Origin of the sequence: Pseudomonas sp. B6002 (assembly GCF_013385985.1) — a bacterium.
Classification (GTDB): Bacteria; Pseudomonadota; Gammaproteobacteria; order Pseudomonadales; family Pseudomonadaceae; genus Aquipseudomonas.
Map to the genome: position 1 here is coordinate 136830 of NZ_JACAOY010000011.1, position 18383 is coordinate 155212.

21 protein-coding genes are annotated in these 18383 nt (G+C 59.5%); 20 read left to right on the plus strand and 1 reads right to left on the minus strand.

What is annotated here, in order from left to right:
* The 4 genes from yajC (at nucleotide 1) to HX792_RS16095 (ending at nucleotide 3860) form a co-directional block, all read left to right on the plus strand.
* A complete protein-coding gene (gene yajC, locus HX792_RS16080) occupies nucleotides 1-339 on the plus strand; it encodes a preprotein translocase subunit YajC (protein ID WP_003175975.1) in 339 nt (112 codons plus the stop codon).
* Nucleotides 340-401: 62 nt separating this feature from the next.
* Nucleotides 402-2270, plus strand: coding sequence for a protein translocase subunit SecD (gene secD, locus HX792_RS16085; protein WP_176997015.1), 1869 nt, complete (start codon nucleotides 402-404; stop codon nucleotides 2268-2270).
* Nucleotides 2271-2279: 9 nt separating this feature from the next.
* Entirely contained in the window at nucleotides 2280-3194 is a 915-nt protein-coding gene (secF, locus tag HX792_RS16090) for a protein translocase subunit SecF (RefSeq protein WP_176997016.1), read from the plus strand.
* 123 nt (nucleotides 3195-3317) lie between these two features.
* Nucleotides 3318-3860: a glycine zipper 2TM domain-containing protein gene (locus tag HX792_RS16095; protein WP_176997017.1), complete on the plus strand. Its 543-nt coding sequence runs from the start codon at nucleotides 3318-3320 to the stop codon at nucleotides 3858-3860.
* Nucleotides 3861-4057: 197 nt separating this feature from the next.
* Here HX792_RS16095 and suhB read toward each other — a convergent pair whose 3' ends face one another.
* Nucleotides 4058-4873 carry an inositol-phosphate phosphatase gene (gene suhB / locus HX792_RS16100; protein WP_003175971.1) on the minus strand — a complete coding sequence of 272 codons (816 nt, stop codon included), beginning with the start codon at nucleotides 4871-4873 and terminating at the stop codon, nucleotides 4058-4060.
* Between the two features lie 145 nt (nucleotides 4874-5018).
* On the opposite strand from suhB, the gene trmJ reads away from it, so the two are divergent.
* From trmJ to hisS, 16 genes are all read left to right on the plus strand, one after another.
* On the plus strand, nucleotides 5019-5789 hold the full coding sequence (gene trmJ / locus HX792_RS16105) for a tRNA (cytosine(32)/uridine(32)-2'-O)-methyltransferase TrmJ (protein WP_176997018.1): 771 nt from the start codon (nucleotides 5019-5021) through the stop codon (nucleotides 5787-5789).
* A gap of 2 nt (nucleotides 5790-5791) precedes the next feature.
* Nucleotides 5792-6574: a serine O-acetyltransferase gene (cysE, locus tag HX792_RS16110; RefSeq protein WP_176997019.1), complete on the plus strand. Its 783-nt coding sequence runs from the start codon at nucleotides 5792-5794 to the stop codon at nucleotides 6572-6574.
* Between the two features lie 269 nt (nucleotides 6575-6843).
* A complete protein-coding gene (gene iscR / locus HX792_RS16115; protein ID WP_003194020.1) occupies nucleotides 6844-7335 on the plus strand; it encodes a Fe-S cluster assembly transcriptional regulator IscR in 492 nt (163 codons plus the stop codon).
* A 50-nt stretch (nucleotides 7336-7385) separates the two neighbouring features.
* Nucleotides 7386-8600 (plus strand): IscS subfamily cysteine desulfurase, encoded by a 1215-nt coding sequence (locus HX792_RS16120; protein ID WP_176997020.1) that lies wholly within the window; start codon nucleotides 7386-7388, stop codon nucleotides 8598-8600.
* 99 nt (nucleotides 8601-8699) lie between these two features.
* Entirely contained in the window at nucleotides 8700-9086 is a 387-nt protein-coding gene (gene iscU / locus HX792_RS16125) for a Fe-S cluster assembly scaffold IscU (RefSeq protein ID WP_028617851.1), read from the plus strand.
* 28 nt (nucleotides 9087-9114) lie between these two features.
* Nucleotides 9115-9438, plus strand: a complete 324-nt coding sequence (iscA, locus tag HX792_RS16130; RefSeq protein ID WP_003175963.1) for an iron-sulfur cluster assembly protein IscA — start codon at nucleotides 9115-9117, stop codon at nucleotides 9436-9438.
* Between the two features lie 8 nt (nucleotides 9439-9446).
* The gene (hscB, locus tag HX792_RS16135; RefSeq protein WP_038848811.1) at nucleotides 9447-9968 is read left to right on the plus strand and encodes a co-chaperone HscB; all 522 of its coding nucleotides are present in this window, start codon (nucleotides 9447-9449) and stop codon (nucleotides 9966-9968) included.
* 53 nt (nucleotides 9969-10021) lie between these two features.
* Nucleotides 10022-11884 carry a Fe-S protein assembly chaperone HscA gene (gene hscA / locus HX792_RS16140; RefSeq protein ID WP_176997021.1) on the plus strand — a complete coding sequence of 621 codons (1863 nt, stop codon included), beginning with the start codon at nucleotides 10022-10024 and terminating at the stop codon, nucleotides 11882-11884.
* Nucleotides 11885-11887: 3 nt separating this feature from the next.
* Nucleotides 11888-12229, plus strand: a complete 342-nt coding sequence (gene fdx / locus HX792_RS16145) for an ISC system 2Fe-2S type ferredoxin (protein WP_017736823.1) — start codon at nucleotides 11888-11890, stop codon at nucleotides 12227-12229.
* A 14-nt stretch (nucleotides 12230-12243) separates the two neighbouring features.
* Nucleotides 12244-12447 carry a Fe-S cluster assembly protein IscX gene (gene iscX / locus HX792_RS16150; protein WP_017135947.1) on the plus strand — a complete coding sequence of 68 codons (204 nt, stop codon included), beginning with the start codon at nucleotides 12244-12246 and terminating at the stop codon, nucleotides 12445-12447.
* A 92-nt stretch (nucleotides 12448-12539) separates the two neighbouring features.
* Complete coding sequence (gene ndk, locus HX792_RS16155) at nucleotides 12540-12965, plus strand: nucleoside-diphosphate kinase (protein WP_060754319.1); 426 nt, start codon at nucleotides 12540-12542, stop codon at nucleotides 12963-12965.
* 29 nt (nucleotides 12966-12994) lie between these two features.
* Entirely contained in the window at nucleotides 12995-14143 is a 1149-nt protein-coding gene (rlmN, locus tag HX792_RS16160; RefSeq protein WP_176997022.1) for a 23S rRNA (adenine(2503)-C(2))-methyltransferase RlmN, read from the plus strand.
* A 12-nt stretch (nucleotides 14144-14155) separates the two neighbouring features.
* Nucleotides 14156-14914 carry a type IV pilus biogenesis/stability protein PilW gene (gene pilW, locus HX792_RS16165; RefSeq protein WP_176997023.1) on the plus strand — a complete coding sequence of 253 codons (759 nt, stop codon included), beginning with the start codon at nucleotides 14156-14158 and terminating at the stop codon, nucleotides 14912-14914.
* Complete coding sequence (locus tag HX792_RS16170; RefSeq protein ID WP_176997024.1) at nucleotides 14914-15921, plus strand: RodZ family helix-turn-helix domain-containing protein; 1008 nt, start codon at nucleotides 14914-14916, stop codon at nucleotides 15919-15921. Before pilW ends, HX792_RS16170 begins: the two co-directional genes overlap by 1 nt.
* Before the next feature lie 2 nt (nucleotides 15922-15923).
* The gene (ispG, locus tag HX792_RS16175; protein ID WP_025859271.1) at nucleotides 15924-17033 is read left to right on the plus strand and encodes a flavodoxin-dependent (E)-4-hydroxy-3-methylbut-2-enyl-diphosphate synthase; all 1110 of its coding nucleotides are present in this window, start codon (nucleotides 15924-15926) and stop codon (nucleotides 17031-17033) included.
* A gap of 23 nt (nucleotides 17034-17056) precedes the next feature.
* Nucleotides 17057-18346, plus strand: coding sequence for a histidine--tRNA ligase (gene hisS / locus HX792_RS16180; protein WP_176997025.1), 1290 nt, complete (start codon nucleotides 17057-17059; stop codon nucleotides 18344-18346).
* Nucleotides 18347-18383: the final 37 nt, after the last annotated feature.

Genomic DNA, 18383 nt, shown 5'->3' on the forward strand with positions numbered 1-18383 from the left:
ATGAGCTTTTTTATCTCTAACGCCATGGCTGATGCCGCTGCGCCTGCCGCTGCCGGTCCTATGGGCGGTGGTTTCGAGTGGATTTTCCTGGTCGGCTTCCTGGTCATCTTCTACCTGATGATCTGGCGTCCACAGGCCAAGCGCGCCAAAGAGCAGAAAAACCTGCTGGGCAGCCTGCAAAAAGGTGACGAAGTTGTGACCACCGGCGGTATCGCTGGCAAGATCACCAAGGTTTCCGACGCTTTCGTGGTTCTGGAAGTCTCCGACACCGTAGAAATGAAGTTCCAGAAGGGCGCCATCGCCGCCACGCTGCCAAAAGGCACGCTCAAAGCGATCTGAGTAACAACCTTTACCAATCGACGGGGCGCGCAAGGCGCCCCGCGTTATAAGCGGGCGGCGTGATGCTGAACAAATACCCTCTGTGGAAATACGTACTGATCCTGGCGGTGCTGGCGATCGGTTTTATTTATTCCGCTCCCAATCTTTATCCTGATGACCCGGCGATCCAGATCACTGGCGCCAGCACTTCGCTGCAGGTCAATCAGGCTGACCTGGAGCGCGCGAGCAAAGCGCTCACCGACGCGGGCATCCAGGTCAAAGCGGCAACATTGGCGGCTGATGCGAAGGGCGGCTTGTTGCGCCTGACCAAGGCAGAAGACCAATTGCCGGCCAAAGACGTCGTGCGCAAGGCCATGGGCGACGACTACGTAGTCGCGCTCAACCTGGCACAGACCACGCCAAAATGGCTGCGCAGCATTGGCGCGCACCCGATGAAGCTGGGTCTGGACTTGTCCGGTGGTGTGCACTTCCTGCTGGAAGTCGACATGGACAAAGCCCTCGACGCGCGTCTGAAGGTCTACGAAGGCGACGTAAAGAGCCTGCTGCGCAAAGAGAAGTTGCGTTATCGCAGCCTGCCGCAGCTCAACGGTGCCATCCAGCTGGGCTTCTCTGATGAAGCGTCCCGCGAACAGGCCCGTGCGCTGGTGCGCAAGAACTTCAACGATTTCGACATCGTACCGGCCGACCTGAACGGTCAACCTGTACTGCGTCTGGCGATGACCCCGGCCAAGCTGGCGGAAATCCGTGAATACTCCATCAAGCAGAACTTGACCACGGTACGTAACCGCGTCAACGAACTGGGTGTGGCCGAGCCGATCGTTCAGCGCCAAGGTGCCAACCGCATCGTGGTTGAGCTGCCGGGCGTACAGGACACCGCTGAAGCCAAGCGTATCCTGGGTAAAACCGCCAACCTGGAATTCCGATTGGCCGCTGAGCCGGGTGCTACCCGTGCCACTGCCGAGGAATTCGAGTTCCGCGAAGGCAACCGTCCTCCAGCGCTGATCGAGCGTAGCCTGATCATCACCGGTGACCAGGTCACCGACGCCAAGGCGGGTTTTGGCGAGCACGGCACGCCTGAAGTGAACATCCGCCTGGATGGTCACGGCGGCGAACTGATGAGCCGCGCCACGCGCAGCAACGTCGGTCGCAGCATGGCGGTAATCTTTATCGAACAGCGTCCGGTCACCACTTACACCAAGCAAGTGGTCGACGGCGTCGAGAAAGACGTACCGGTACAGACCTTCAAGGAAGAGAAGAAGATCATCAGCCTGGCGACCATCCAGTCGCCGCTGGGGGCTCAATTCCGCATCACCGGCCTGAATGGCCAGGGCGAGTCGTCCGAACTGGCGCTGCTGTTGCGTGCCGGTGGCCTGGCGGCTCCGATGTACTTCGCTGAAGAACGTACCATCGGCCCAAGCCTGGGTGCTGACAACATCACCAAGGGTATCGACGCGGCCTTGTGGGGCATGCTGTTCGTTTCCCTGTTCATCATCGCCATCTATCGCTTCTTCGGCATCATCGCCACCGTAGCCCTGGCGGGCAACATGGTGATGCTGCTGGCCCTGATGTCGTTGCTGGGTGCTACCCTGACCTTGCCAGGTATCGCCGGTATCGTACTGACCATGGGTATGGCGGTAGACGCCAACGTGCTGATCTTCTCGCGGATCCGTGAAGAGATCGCGGCGGGCATGACCGTACAGCGTGCAATCAACGAAGGCTTCGGCCGGGCATTTACCGCGATTCTCGACTCCAACTTGACCACCTTGCTGGTCGGCGGGATTCTCTTTGCGATGGGCACCGGCCCGGTCAAAGGTTTTGCGGTGACCATGTCCCTCGGTATCTTTACCTCGATGTTCACGGCCATCATGGTGACCCGCGCAATGGTCAACCTGATCTTTGGCGGGCGTGACTTCAAGAAGTTGTGGATTTAAGGGGCTGCCATGTTACGTACAATCAACTTCATGGGCGTTCGCAACGTTGCGTTCGGCGTCACCGTACTCCTTACCGTTCTGGCGTTGTTCAGCTGGTTCCATAAGGGGCTGAACTATGGTCTGGACTTCACCGGCGGTACGCTCATCGAGCTGACCTACGAGAAGCCGGCCGACGTTACCCTGGTGCGCAGCGAGTTGGTCAAGGCCGGCTATCACGAAGCCATCGTGCAGAGCTTTGGTGCAACCACCGACCTGCTGGTGCGTATGCCTGGCGAAGACCCGCAACTGGGTCACCAGGTGGCCGAGGCCTTGCAGAAGGTCGGCGGCGACAACCCGGCGTCGGTCAAGCGTGTCGAGTTCGTGGGCCCGCAAGTAGGTGAAGAGCTGCGCGACCAAGGCGGCCTGGGCATGCTGATGGCGCTGGTCGGCATCATGATCTACCTGGCTTTCCGCTTTCAGTGGAAGTTCGGTGTCGGCGCCATTGTGTCGCTGATCCACGACGTGATCGTGACCGTGGGTATCCTGGCGTACTTCCAGGTGACCTTCGACCTGACCGTACTGGCGGCTGTGCTGGCGATCATTGGTTACTCCCTCAACGACACCATCGTAGTATTCGATCGGGTCCGTGAGAACTTTCGCGTACTGCGCAAGGCGTCGTTGATCGAGAACATCAACGTCTCCACCACTCAGACCCTGTTGCGGACCATGGCGACGTCGATCTCCACCTTGCTGGCGATCGCGGCCCTGATGATCTTTGGTGGCGACAACTTGTGGGGCTTCTCCCTGGCGCTGTTCATCGGCGTTCTGGCGGGTACCTACTCGTCGATCTACATCGCCAACGTGGTGTTGATCTGGCTGAACCTCAACAGCGAAGACCTGATCCCTCCTGCTGCAACCGGCAAGGAGGTCGACGACCGCCCTTGATGGGTGCTTGTTGATCTGCTGTTACAAAGAAGGCACGAGTATTGAACTCGTGCCTTTTTTTTTGCTCCAAGGCTGGGTATAGCGCGGACGTTTCGGTCCGTTTGTGATGGTCAGGAGGTTCACGTGAACAAGTCGTTGCTGGTTGGTGCGGTATTGGGTGCTGTCGGTGTGACTGCCGGGGGTGCTGTTGCCACCTACAGCCTGGTAAAAAGCGGCCCTGAGTATGCGCAAGTGCTGGCGGTGCAGCCGGTCAAGACCCAGATCAAAACCCCGCGCGAGGTCTGCAAGGACGTCGCCGTGACCCGGCAGAAGCCGGTAGAAGATCAACATCAGATCATCGGCACCGTGGTCGGTGCGCTGGCAGGTGGCCTGTTGGGCAACCAGGTCGGTGGCGGTAATGGCAAGAAGCTGGCCACCGTGGCCGGTGCAGTAGGTGGTGGTTATGCCGGTAACAAGGTTCAGGAAGGTATGCAGAACCGCGATACCTACACCACCACACAAACCCGTTGTAACACCGTCAACGACATCAGCGACAAGGTGGTCGGTTATGACGTGCGTTACACCCTGGATGGCAAAGAGGGCTCGGTGCGCATGGAGCGTGATCCGGGCAACCAGATTCCGGTCGACAAAGAAGGTCGCCTGATTCTCGGCCAGAACCAGCAGTAATTGACACCACAATACCTGTAGGAGCCGGCTTGCCGGCGATAGCGGTAGGTCAGTATTAAGAGCGCTGACAGATAGATCGCCATCGCCGGCAAGCCGGCTCCTACAGTGAATTGTGTGTTGCTCAGTAGTTTTTGGGTTTTCCTAAAGCCCAGGCATAAAAAAAGCACCCCGAAGGGTGCTTTTTTGTGCCCGCTCGCTTAGCGCTTCAGCGAGGCCGGCAGGTGCGGCTGGATCGCCGTCAGTACTGCCTTGAAGCATTTGGTGTTACCGGCAACCACGTGGCCTTTCTCAAGGAAGTCATGACCACCGGTGAAGTCGCTCACCAGGCCGCCCGCTTCCTGGATCAGCAGAGCGCCTGCTGCCATGTCCCACTCGGACAGGCCCGACTCCCAGAATGCATCGAAGCGACCAGCGGCCACATACGCCAGGTCCAGGCTTGCAGCGCCAGCGCGACGGATGCCAGCGGTCTGGCCAACCAGGGCGCGGAACATGCCCAGGTAGTTTTCCAGGTTGTCCATCTGGTCATCACGGAATGGGAAGCCGGTGCCCAGCAGGGCGCCGTCCAGGCTGGTGCGACCGCTGACGCGCAGGCGACGACCATTCAGTTGGGCGCCACGGCCACGGCTGGCAGTGAATTCTTCTTGGCGGACTGGGTCCAGAACAACGGCGTGTTCCAGGCGGCCACGGTATTTGCACGCGATGCTCACGGCAAAGTGCGGGATGCCGCGCAGGAAGTTGGTGGTGCCATCCAGTGGGTCGATGATCCACAGGTAGTCTTCGCCTTCACCGCTGCCTTTGTGCAGGCCGGTTTCTTCGCCGAGGATCCCGTGGGTAGGGTAGGCCTTGCGCAGGGCGTCGATGATTTTTTGTTCGGCGGCGCGATCCACCTCGGATACGTAATCCTTGGCGTCTTTTTCGTCGACCTTGATGGTATCCAGGCGCTCGATGGAGCGGAAGATCAATTCACTGGCGCTGCGGGCGGCGCGCAGCGCGATATTCAGCATGGGCTGCATGGATGTGTCACCTAAGGTTGTTAAAGAAAGCCGAGCATTCTAGCAGAAACTTTCTTCAGGTGAAGGACGACGTTAGCTTTCATGGCATAACCTTAGGCTGTTCTGTAAGATTTGCTCCCCTTTCCCGTGTCCGAGAGCGCCTCCCTTGCTGCAAAACATTCGTGTCGTCTTGGTCAATACCAGTCATCCCGGCAACATCGGCGGGGTGGCGCGAGCCATGAAAAACATGGGGTTGACGCGCCTGGTGCTGGTCGACCCGCGCGTGTTCCCGCACCACGAGGCTGATGCCCGTGCATCGGGTGCCAATGATCTGCTTGAAAAAGCCCAGGTCGTCGCCACCTTGGAAGATGCCTTGGTCGGCTGCAATTTGGTGCTAGGCACCAGTGCTCGCGACCGTCGCATCCCCTGGCCGCTGCTGGATCCGCGTGAATGCGGGACCAAAGTGGTCGAGGAGGCCGCAGGCGGCGCTGAAATCGCCTTGGTCTTTGGTCGTGAGGACTCCGGCCTGACCAATGAAGAGCTGCAGCGATGTCATTACCACGTGCATATCCCATCGGACCCAGGGTTCAGCTCGCTGAACCTTGGGGCGGCGGTGCAGGTGTTGACCTACGAAGTGCGCATGGCCTGGTTGGCCGCTGCTGGCCAGCCGAGCAAGGTAGAGAAGGAAGAGGTTGCGTCGACCAAGAGTGGTGAGTTGGCCACCATGGACGAGCTGGAGCGATTCTATGAGCACCTGGAACAAACCCTGGTGGCCATCGAGTTCCTCGATCCGGAAAAACCACGGCACTTGATGGCGCGCCTGCGTCGCCTTTACGGACGTAGCTCGGTCAGTCGGGCGGAAATGAATATATTGCGTGGCATCCTCACGGAAACCCAGAAAGCGGCCCGTGGCGAGCTGCTTAAGCGGAAGGATTAAAAATGTTCGAGCGTTTGCGAGAAGATATCCAGAGTGTTTTCCACCGTGACCCGGCGGCGCGCAACGCCTTTGAAGTGCTGACCTGCTACCCGGGCATGCACGCGATCTGGATTCACCGGTTGTCCGGTGCCCTGTGGGGCATGGGCTGGAAATGGATGGCGCGGCTGGTCTCGAACTTCGGACGCTGGCTGACCGGGATCGAGATTCACCCGGGTGCCAAGGTGGGTCGCCGCTTCTTTATCGATCACGGTATGGGCATCGTGATTGGCGAAACCGCCGAGATCGGCGATGACGTGACCCTTTATCAGGGCGTGACCCTGGGCGGCACCAGCTGGAACAAAGGCAAGCGCCACCCGACGCTGGGTGATGGCGTGGTGGTGGGGGCGGGCGCCAAGGTGCTCGGCCCGTTTACTGTTGGTGCGGGTGCCAAGGTCGGCTCCAATGCGGTGGTGACCAAGGCGGTTCCGCCCGGCGCTACCGTTGTCGGTATCCCGGGTCGAATTATCGTCAAGCCCGAAGCAGGTGATGAGCAGGAAGCCAAGCGCAAGGCCATGGCCGAGAAAATCGGCTTCGATGCCTATGGCGTCAGCGAAGACATGCCTGACCCGGTGGCCCGGGCCATCGGCCAGTTGCTCGATCATTTGCAGGCCGTGGATGGCAAGCTGGACGGCATGTGCGGTGCGTTGAAGGATCTCGGCAGTCCTTACTGTGCGAAAGATCTGCCTGAGCTGCGCGAAGAAGATTTCGCCGAGATCAAGGCCGAAACCAATCAGCAAGCCAGCTGAAATACTCCCTGGTAGGAGTCCGGCTTGCCGGCGATGGCATCTTCAGGGTCGCAATCGCCGCGGTGCGACGATTCGACAAGCCGGGCTCCTACAAGGTGTACGCTTTATCGGCCACATGATGTTGAATGTGCCATTACCCCTCGCACCCTGCTATGATTCGCGCGCCCTTTTTACGGGTAATCCTGACTAAAGTACTAGGTCTTATAGTTGACTTAAATACTCGGGAATCGCATACTTGCTCCCATTCTGAAACACCTTGGTACTTGTCCATGAGACTGACTACAAAAGGCCGATACGCGGTGACCGCCATGCTTGACCTGGCCTTGCACGCGCAAACTGGGCCGGTGTCCCTGGCCGATATCTCCGAGCGCCAAGGCATTTCCCTGTCCTACCTCGAGCAACTGTTCGCCAAATTGCGCCGTAGCAATCTGGTTTCCAGTGTGCGTGGGCCGGGTGGCGGCTATCAGTTGTCCCGCGACATGCAGGGCATCCAGGTAGCGCAGGTGATCGATGCGGTCAACGAATCCGTCGATGCCACCAAATGCCAGGGTTTGGGTGATTGCCACGCCGGCGACACCTGCCTGACGCACCACCTGTGGTGTGACTTGAGCCTGCAGATCCATGAGTTTTTGAGTGGTATCAGCTTGGCTGATCTTGTGACTCGCCGTGAGGTGCAAGAAGTAGCCCAGCGTCAGGACCAGCGCCGTTGCAACACCAAGGCGCCGCGTCTGGACAAGATTGAAGCGTCCGCCGTCGAGTGACAGCCGAAGAGCTAACGGCACGCCAGCCAGCCTGATTTAGGAGAAAGTCCATGAAATTGCCGATTTACCTTGATTACTCTGCGACCACCCCGGTTGATCCGCGTGTCGCGCAAAAGATGAGCGAATGCCTGCTGGTTGACGGAAACTTCGGCAACCCAGCCTCCCGTTCCCACGTATTCGGCTGGAAAGCCGAGGAAGCGGTCGAGAACGCTCGTCGCCAAGTCGCCGACCTGGTTAATGCCGACCCACGCGAAATCGTCTGGACTTCCGGTGCTACCGAGTCCGACAACCTGGCAATCAAGGGCGCGGCGCATTTCTACGCGACCAAAGGCAAGCACCTGATCACCACCAAGATTGAGCACAAGGCTGTCCTCGACACCATGCGCCAACTGGAGCGTGAAGGTTTCGAGGTCACCTACCTCGAGCCAACCACCGACGGTATCGTCACCCCGGCCATGATCGAAGCGGCCCTGCGTGAAGACACCATCCTGGTTTCCGTGATCCATGTGAACAACGAAATCGGCACCATCAACGACATCGCGGCCATTGGCGAGCTGACCCGCTCCAAGGGCGTGCTGCTGCACGTCGACGCTGCCCAGTCCACCGGCAAGGTCGACATTGACCTGTCGAAGCTGAAAGTCGACCTGATGTCGTTCTCTGCCCACAAGACCTACGGCCCTAAAGGCATCGGCGCGCTGTACGTGAGCCGCAAGCCACGTGTGCGCATCGAAGCCACCATGCACGGCGGCGGTCACGAGCGCGGCATGCGTTCGGGCACCCTGGCGACCCACCAGATCGTCGGCATGGGCGAAGCCTTCCGCGTAGCCAAGGAAGACATGGCTGCCGAAAATATCCGCATCAAAGCCCTGAGCGACCGTTTCTACAAGCAGGTCGAAGGCCTTGAAGAGCTGTACATCAACGGCAGCATGACCGCCCGTGTACCGCACAACCTGAATTTGAGCTTCAACTACGTCGAAGGCGAGTCGCTGATCATGGCGCTCAAGGACCTGGCGGTTTCGTCCGGTTCGGCCTGCACCTCGGCATCCCTTGAGCCTTCGTACGTACTGCGCGCCCTAGGCCGCAACGACGAACTGGCACACAGCTCGATCCGCTTTACGTTCGGCCGTTTCACCACCGAAGAGCAAGTCGACTACGCCGCGCAGAAAGTCTGCGAAGCCGTCAACAAGCTGCGCGTTCTGTCGCCGCTGTGGGACATGTACAAAGACGGTGTCGATATTTCCAAGATCGAGTGGGCGGCACACTAACTATAGAAGCCGCCACCCCAGCTCTGTAGGAACGTGGCGGAAAACGCAGGCGTTTCTACAGGGTTCCAGAGCGGCCCTGATGAGTGAGGATTCAGTACCATGGCTTATAGCGAAAAGGTCATCGACCACTACGAAAACCCGCGTAACGTCGGCAAGATGGACGCGGAAGACCCAGATGTCGGCACCGGCATGGTCGGCGCCCCGGCGTGCGGCGACGTGATGCGCCTGCAGATCAAGGTCAACGACGCGGGCGTTATCGAAGACGCCAAGTTCAAGACCTACGGCTGCGGTTCGGCCATCGCCTCCAGCTCCCTGGCGACCGAATGGATGAAAGGCAAGACCCTGGATGAGGCTGTCACTATCAGCAACACCCAGCTGGCCGAAGAACTGGCCCTGCCGCCAGTGAAAATCCACTGCTCGGTACTCGCAGAAGACGCCATCAAGGCAGCTGTTCGCGACTACAAGCAGAAGAAAGGCTTGATCTAAGCATTTGGCGACGAGTAAGGAGTCAACGATGGCTATCAGCATGACAGAAGCGGCTGCGCAGCACATTCGCCGCTCCCTGAATGGGCGCGGTAAAGGTGAGGGGATTCGTCTGGGTGTTCGCACCACGGGCTGTTCCGGCCTTGCCTACGTGCTGGAGTTTGTCGACGAGGTGGTTGCGGAAGACCAGGTGTTCGAAAGTCACGGCGAAAAAGTGATCATCGACCCTAAAAGCCTGACCTACCTGGACGGCACCGAACTCGATTTCGTCAAGGAAGGGTTGAACGAAGGCTTCAAGTTCAACAACCCCAACGTGCGCGGTGAATGTGGCTGCGGCGAAAGCTTCAACATCTGAGGCTATTCGTGGGTACTCCTTGTCATTTCGCTTTATTCGAGCTGCAGCCGAGCTTTCGCCTGGACCTCGAGCAGCTTGCCACGCGCTACCGAGAATTGGCGCGTGGCGTGCATCCAGACCGCTTCGCTGACGCTTCCGAGCGTGAGCAGCGCGTGGCGCTGGAGAAGTCGGCCAGCCTCAACGAAGCCTATCAGACGCTGAAAAACCCACCCAAGCGTGCGCGCTATCTGCTCGCAATGAACGGTGGGGAGTTGCCGCTTGAAGTCACGGTGCACGATCCGGACTTTCTGATGCAGCAGATGCAATGGCGCGAAGAACTCGAAGACTTGCAGGACGAAGCTGACCTAGCGGGTGTCGCGGTCTTCAAACGTCGTCTGAAAACGGCCCAGGACGAGCTCAACGAAAGCTTCGCAGCCTGTTGGGATGATGCAGCGCAACGCGAACAGGCCGAACGCCTGATGCGGCGCATGCAGTTCCTCGACAAGCTCACCTACGAAGTGCGCCAGCTAGAAGAGCGCCTCGACGATTAACCCCGTGTGCTGCCCGTGATGCACGCCTGATAGACAGATAAGACCTGATTACCATGGCCCTACTGCAAATCGCCGAACCCGGCCAAAGCCCTCAACCGCACCAGCGTCGCCTGGCGGTCGGGATTGACCTGGGCACCACCAATTCCCTGGTTGCTGCCTTGCGCAGCGGCCTGTCCGAGCCGTTGCCCGACGCTGATGGCCAGGTGATCCTGCCGTCTGCCGTGCGCTACCACGCCGATCGCACCGAAGTCGGTGAGTCGGCCAAGCTGGCAGCGTCTACCGACCCTTTGAACACCGTGCTGTCGGTCAAGCGCTTGATGGGTCGTGGTCTGTCCGACGTCAAGCAATTGGGTGACCAGCTGCCGTACCGTTTTGTCGGTGGCGAATCCCATATGCCGTTCATCGACACCGTCCAGGGCCCGAAAAGCCCGGTGGAAGTGTCGGCCGACATCCTCAAGGTGCTGCGCCAGCGTGCGGAAAACACCTTGGGTGGCGAATTGGTCGGTGCGGTGATCACGGTGCCTGCTTACTTCGATGATGCTCAGCGCCAAGCCACCAAGGACGCGGCGAAGCTTGCCGGCCTGAACGTGCTGCGCCTGCTCAACGAGCCGACTGCGGCGGCTGTGGCCTATGGCCTGGACCAGCACGCCGAAGGCCTGGTCGCTATCTATGACCTGGGCGGCGGCACCTTTGATATTTCGATCCTGCGCCTGACCGGCGGTGTCTTCGAAGTGCTGGCCACCGGTGGCGACAGCGCCCTGGGCGGCGATGACTTCGACCACGCCATTGCAGGCTGGATCATCAGCAGCGCCGGCTTGTCGGCTGACCTGGACCCGGGCGCGCAGCGTAACCTGCTGCAAACCGCCTGCGCCGCCAAGGAAGCGCTGACGGATGCTGCTTCTGTTGAGGTTTCCTACGGCAATTGGTCGGCTCAGCTGACCCGTGAAGCCTTCGATTCGCTCATCGAGCCGATGGTCGCCCGTAGCCTGAAAGCCTGTCGCCGTGCCGTGCGTGACTCCGGTATCGAGCTGGAAGACGTCGGCGCCGTGGTCATGGTCGGTGGTTCCACACGCGTGCCGCGCGTTCGCGAGGCGGTGGCTGAAGCCTTTGGTCGTCAGCCGCTGACCGAAATCGACCCGGATCAAGTGGTGGCCATTGGTGCTGCGATCCAGGCCGATACCTTGGCCGGCAACAAGCGCGATGGTGGCGAACTGCTTCTGCTCGACGTGATTCCGTTGTCCCTGGGGCTGGAAACCATGGGCGGCCTGATGGAGAAGGTGATTCCACGCAACACCACCATCCCTGTCGCCCGTGCCCAGGACTTCACCACCTACAAAGATGGCCAGACGGCCATGATGATCCATGTGCTGCAAGGCGAGCGCGAGCTGATCAGCGACTGTCGCTCCCTGGCGCGCTTTGAATTGCGCGGTATCCCGGCCATGGTCGCGGGTGCGGCGAAGATTCGCGTGACCTTCCAGGTCGACGCTGACGGCCTGTTGAATGTGGCTGCGCGCGAGCTGGGTTCGGGCGTTGAAGCCAGCATCCAGGTCAAGCCGTCTTACGGCCTCACCGACGGTGAAATCGCCAAGATGCTCAAGGACTCCTTCCAATACGCCGGTGACGACAAGGTCGCCCGCGTATTGCGTGAGCAGCAAGTGGACGCTCAGCGCCTGCTTGAAGCGGTGCAGGGCGCCCTTGATGTTGATGGTGAGCGCCTGCTGGATGCCGAAGAGCGCATGGTCATCGACCTGCAGATGCAGGAGCTGGCCGAACTGATGAAAGGCTCCGATGGTTACGCCATCGAGCAACAGACTAAGCGCCTGTCGCAAGTGACCGATGCCTTTGCCGCCCGTCGTATGGACCAGACGGTCAAAGCCGCTTTGGCGGGACGCAACCTGAATGAAATCGAGGAATAATTAATGCCGCAGGTCATTTTTCTGCCACACGCCGAGCATTGCCCGGACGGTATGGTCGTGGAGGCTGAGACCGGCAAGTCCATCCTCGAAGTTGCCCATGACAACCACATCGAGATCGAAAGTGCCTGCGGCGGTGTCTGCGCCTGCACCACTTGCCACTGCATCATTCGTGAGGGTTTCAACACCCTGGAAGAAGCTGACGAGCTGGAAGAGGACTTTCTTGATCGTGCATGGGGCCTGGAAGCGCATTCGCGCCTAAGCTGTCAGGCAAAGGTCGGAACGGAAGACATCACCGTCGAAATCCCGAAATATTCCCTCAACCATGCCGCCGAAGCGCCGCATTGATTCAAGGAAATGTCATGAGCCTGAAATGGGTTGATGTACAAGAAATCGCTATACAACTTGCTGAAGCTCACCCTGAGGTCAATCCTCTTACCGTGAACTTCGTCAAGTTGCGGGACCTCGTAATGGCGCTGCCGGAATTCGACGACATCCCGGACCGGGGTGGCGAAAAGGTTCTGGAGGCGATTCAGGGTCTGTGGATAGAAGAAGCAGACGACTGAGCCGCATTTTTACGCAGTTAGGCAATACCCAATAACCCGCGTATAATTCGCGGGTTTAATTTTTCGTAAATTACCGTTTCTGGAGTTACACCATGGCTGTTCAACGTACTTTCTCCATCATCAAGCCTGACGCTGTTGCAAAAAACGTCATCGGCGAGATCACCACTCGTTTCGAAAAAGCCGGCCTGAAGGTTGTAGCTTCGAAACTCAAGCAACTGTCCAAGGCTGAAGCTGAAGGCTTCTACGCTGAGCACAGCGCTCGTGGTTTCTTCGGCGACCTGGTTGCCTTCATGATCTCCGGTCCTGTTGTTGTTCAGGTTCTGGAAGGCGAAAACGCTATCGCTCTGAACCGTGAGCTGATGGGCGCTACCAACCCTAAAGAAGCAGCTGCTGGCACCATCCGTGCTGACTTCGCTGAGTCCATCGACGCCAACGCTGTTCACGGTTCGGACTCCGAAGCCGCTGCTGCTCGCGAAATCGCTTACTTTTTCGCTGCTACTGAAGTAACCGCTCGCTAAGCATCGGCTTAAAGAGTGAGGGTGAATCCATGACTACATCGACTGTTAAAACCAACCTGCTGGGTCTGACTCAGCCGGAAATGGAGAAATTCTTCGACTCAATCGGGGAGAAGCGTTTCCGTGCCGGTCAGGTAATGAAGTGGATTCACCACTTTGGCGTCGACGATTTCGACGCCATGACGAACGTCAGCAAGGCCCTGCGCGACAAGCTCAAGGCCATTGCTGAGGTCCGTGGTCCCGAAGTGGTCAGCGAGGACATCTCCAGCGACGGCACCCGTAAGTGGGTGGTGCGCGTGGCGTCCGGCAGCTGCGTCGAGACCGTGTACATTCCCCAGGGCAAGCGCGGCACCTTGTGCGTTTCGTCCCAGGCAGGCTGTGCCCTGGACTGCAGTTTCTGCTCCACCGGCAAGCAAGGCTTCAATAGCAACCTCACCGCCGCCGAAGTCATCGGCCAGGTGTGGATTGCCAACAAATCCTTTGGCAGCGTCCCGGCGACCGTCGACCGTGCCATCACCAACGTGGTGATGATGGGCATGGGTGAGCCGCTGCTGAACTTCGACAACGTCATTTCGGCCATGCACCTGATGATGGACGACCTGGGGTACGGCATCTCCAAGCGCCGTGTAACCCTGTCGACCTCCGGCGTGGTCCCGATGATCGATGAGCTGGCCAAGCACATCGACGTCTCCCTGGCGCTGTCGCTGCACGCACCCAATGACGCATTGCGTAACCAATTGGTGCCGATCAACAAGAAGTATCCGCTTAAGATGCTGCTCGAATCTTGCCAGCGCTACATGGCAACCCTCGGCGAAAAGCGTGTGTTGACCATTGAGTACACACTGCTCAAGGACATCAACGACAAGGTCGAGCACGCGGTCGAGATGATCGAGTTGCTCAAGGACACGCCGTGCAAGATCAACCTGATTCCGTTTAACCCGTTTCCCCATTCTGGCTACGAGCGGCCGAGCAACAACGCCATCCGCCGTTTCCAGGATCAACTGCACCAGGCTGGCTACAACGTCACCGTCCGCACCACCCGTGGTGAAGACATCGACGCTGCCTGTGGCCAATTGGTAGGGCAGGTAATGGACCGCACCCGCCGCAGCGAACGTTATATCGCCGGACGCGAACAGAACGCCGCCGACGATTTACCGCTGATTGCTGTGAATCGAATCTGAGAGAGGATCTCTATGCCCTTGCGCCTTGCGCTGCTTTTGCTTGTTACCGGCCTGTCGGCTGGTTGTGTTTCATCGGGCCATGACCGCCCTTTGCAAACCGGTAAAGGCCGTGACGAGGCGCGAGTTGCCTATGTGCAACTGGGTTTGGGTTACCTGCAGCAAGGCATGAGCGAGCAGGCCAAGGTGCCGTTGAAGAAGGCCCTTGAGCTGGACAGCGACGATGCCGACGCCAATGCGGCGCTGGCCCTGGTGTTCCAGGCCCAGGCCGAGCCTGAATTGGCCGATCAATATTTCCAGAAGGCCCTGGCCTCCCGTCCCGCCGATGCGCGGCTGCTGAACAACTACGGCAGCTTTTTATTCGCGCAGAAACGTTATGACCAGGCCTCCCAGTATTTCCAACAAGCCAGCGCTGACGCTCTCTACCCAGAGCGGTCGCGGGTATTCGAGAACCTTGGGGTGACCTCGATGCGCCTCGGCCAGCGCGACAGCGCCCGCCAGCAGCTGGAAAAAGCCCTGCATTTGAACAGTCGCCAGCCACGTGCATTGCTCGAAATGGCTGAGATGTCTTACGAAGACAGGCATTATGTGCCGGCACGTGACTATTACGAGCGTTTTAGCCTGCTCAGCGGGCAAAATGCACGTAGTCTATTGCTCGGTGTGCGCCTGGCGACGGTTCATGAAGAACGCGACACGGCCGCACGTTTTGGCCAGCAACTCGAACGACTCTATCCCGGTACGCCGGAATATCAGCAATACCTGTCGGAGCAATGATGAAAGCGGCGCACCCGGAAGTTGTAGCAGCTAATCGCGTAAACCCAGGCGAGACCTTGCGTCAAGCCCGCGAAAGCAATGGTTGGTCGCTGGCAGAAGTGGCCCTCAAGCTCAATTTGACCAGCACATCCCTGGCCAACCTGGAAGCCGGCGCGTTCGACAAGCTGCCTGGGCATACCTTTGCCCGCGGCTATATCCGCGCCTACGCCAAGTTGCTGGGCATTGACCAGGCCACCCTGGTCCAGGAGTTCGACCAGTTCACCGGCACCGACTCCCAGGGCAGCAATGTGCATGGCCTGGGCCGTATCGAAGAGCCGGTGCGGGTTTCCCACACTATTTTGCGCATCGTCAGCCTGTTGCTGCTGATCGCCGTGATCGGCGGCGGTTTCGTCTGGTGGCAAGACCAGACCTCCCAGCGCAACAAAGACCTGACCAGCAACGCCATGGAGCACGTCGAAGTCGAAAGCGCCGACGGCACCACCCAGATTCACCCGCTGGATGAGCCGGAAGACCAGGCCGTGGCCGAGAGCCAAGCCGCGCCTGAAGCACCTGCTGCCACCGAGCAGCCAGCGCCTGAAACCGCGCCTGTCACCACCGCAGCCGTGCCCGCCCCGGCAACACCGGCTGCACCGGCCCATACCCCGGCGGCTCCCGTTGCCCAGGCCCACACGCCTGCCGCGCCGGTTCAAGCGCCAGCGACCCCTGCGCCAGCCAACCCGGCTGCACCAGCGATTTCGCCACCCACCACCCCTGCATTGATCGCGGGCGACGGGCGTATCCAGATTACCTTCATTGCCGACTGCTGGACGCAAGTCACCGATGGCAATGGCAAAGTGCTGTTTAGCGGACTGAAGCGTAAGGGAGATACGCTCGACCAGGGCGGCAAGCCTCCTTTGACGCTGCGTCTGGGCTTTGCCCGTGGCGCGCAAGTGGCCTACAACGGCCAGCCTGTGGACGTAGCGCCGTTCACCAGTGGCGAGACCGCTCGCCTGAAGTTGGGACAATAGTCATGCACGGCGAATCTCCAATCAAACGTCGCGTATCGCGCAAGATCTGGGTCGGCTCGGTGCCGGTGGGGGGCGACGCCCCCATCGCGGTACAGAGCATGACCAACAGCGACACCAATGATGTGGCTGCCACCGTTGCCCAGATCAACCGTCTGGAAGCGGCCGGTGTGGACATCGTGCGGGTATCCGTGCCGGACATGGACGCTGCAGAAGCCTTTGGTCGCATCAAGCAACTGGTCAAGGTGCCACTGGTTGCCGACATCCACTTCGACTACAAGATCGCGTTGCGTGTAGCCGAACTGGGCGTTGATTGCCTGCGGATCAACCCGGGCAACATCGGCCGTGAAGACCGCGTGCGTGCGGTGGTGGATGCCGCCCGTGATCGCGGTATTCCAATCCGAATCGGCGTGAACGCCGGCTCCCTGGAAAAAGACCTGCAAAAAAAATACGGCGAGCCGACGCCGGCTGCGCTGGTTGAATCGGCGTTGCGCCACGTCGAGCACCTTGAACGCCTGAATTTCCAGGACTTCAAGGTCAGCGTAAAGGCCTCCGACGTGTTCATGGCGGTGGAAGCCTACCGCCTGCTGGCCAAGGAAATCGTGCAGCCCCTGCACCTGGGTATCACTGAAGCGGGCGGTTTGCGCTCAGGCACAGTGAAATCTGCGGTGGGTCTCGGTATGCTGCTCGCCGAAGGGATTGGCGATACCATCCGCATCTCCCTGGCGGCAGACCCGGTAGAGGAAGTGAAAGTCGGTTACGACATTCTCAAATCCCTGCATTTGCGTTCCCGTGGCATCAACTTCATTGCCTGCCCGAGCTGCTCGCGGCAGAACTTCGACGTGGTGAAAACCATGAACGAACTGGAAGGGCGCCTCGAAGACCTGCTGGTGCCGCTGGATGTTGCGGTCATCGGGTGCGTGGTCAACGGCCCGGGTGAAGCCAAAGAGGCACACATCGGGTTGACCGGCGGTACACCGAACCTGATCTACATCGACGGCAAGCCGTCGCAGAAGTTGACGAATGACAATCTGGTGGATGAGCTCGAAAGACTGATCCGCGAGAAAGCGGCCGAGAAGGTCGCGGCTGACGCAGCGCTGATCGCGCGCGGCTGATTGAACGAATTTAAGGATTTGATGTGAGCAAGTCTCTGCAAGCCATTCGTGGCATGAACGACATTCTGCCGGAGCAGACGCCGTTGTGGCGTTACTTCGAAAGCACCGTCGCGCGCCTGCTGGATAACTACGGTTACAAGCAGATCCGCATGCCGATCGTGGAATTCACCGAGCTGTTCAAGCGCTCCATCGGTGAAGTGACCGACATCGTCGAAAAAGAGATGTACACCTTTGAAGACCGCAACGGCGACTCCCTGACCCTGCGTCCGGAAGGCACCGCGGCTTGCGTGCGTGCTGTGCTTGAGCATGGTCTCACCGGTGCTGGCCAGCCGCAGAAGTTGTGGTACATCGGCCCGATGTTCCGTCACGAACGTCCACAGAAAGGCCGTTATCGCCAGTTTCACCAGATCGGCCTGGAAGTGTTCAACATCGAAGGCCCGGACATCGATGCCGAGCTGATCGTACTGACCTGGCGCCTGTGGGGCCTGTTGGGCATCCGTGACGCGGTCAAGCTTGAACTCAACAGCCTGGGCACCAGTGAATCCCGTGGCCGCTATAAAGTGGCCTTGGTCGAGTACCTGTCGGCCCACCTGGACAAATTGGACGAAGACAGCCAACGCCGTCTGAAAACCAACCCGTTGCGCGTGCTGGATACCAAGAACGCTGACACCCAGGCTGTGCTGGTCAATGCACCGAAAATGGCCGATTACCTGGACGACGAGTCCCGTATCCACTTCGAGGGCCTCAAGGCTCGTTTGGACGCGGCCGGTATTCCGTTCGTGATCAACACCAAGCTGGTGCGCGGCCTCGATTACTACAGCAAGACCGTGTTCGAGTGGGTCACCGACAAACTCGGTGCCCAGGGCACCGTCTGTGCCGGTGGTCGTTACGACGGCCTGGTCGAGCAGATGGGCGGCAAGCCGACCACGGGCGTGGGCTTTGCCATGGGCATCGAGCGGCTGATCCTGCTGCTGGAAACCCTGGAGAAGGTCCCGGAAGAAATCTCCCGTCAGGTGGACGTGTACCTGTGCGCCTTTGGCGAGGCCGCCGAACTGGCAGCCCTGGCCTTGAGCGAAAAAGTGCGCGACCAACTGCCGAACCTGCGCCTGCAGGTCAATGCCGGCGCCGGCAGCTTCAAGAGCCAGTTCAAGAAGGCCGACAAGAGCGGCGCGTTGTATGCGCTGATCCTGGGCGATGACGAACTGGCCCAGCAAGTGATAGGTTTCAAACCCCTGCGTGGCCAGGGCGAGCAACAGAACATTGCCTTTGATGCGCTCGCCGCGCACTTGGCCACCTGCGTCGTGCAGGGTTGAAGCTGTCGAACAGCCGAATTTAGCGATTAAGGAGTAT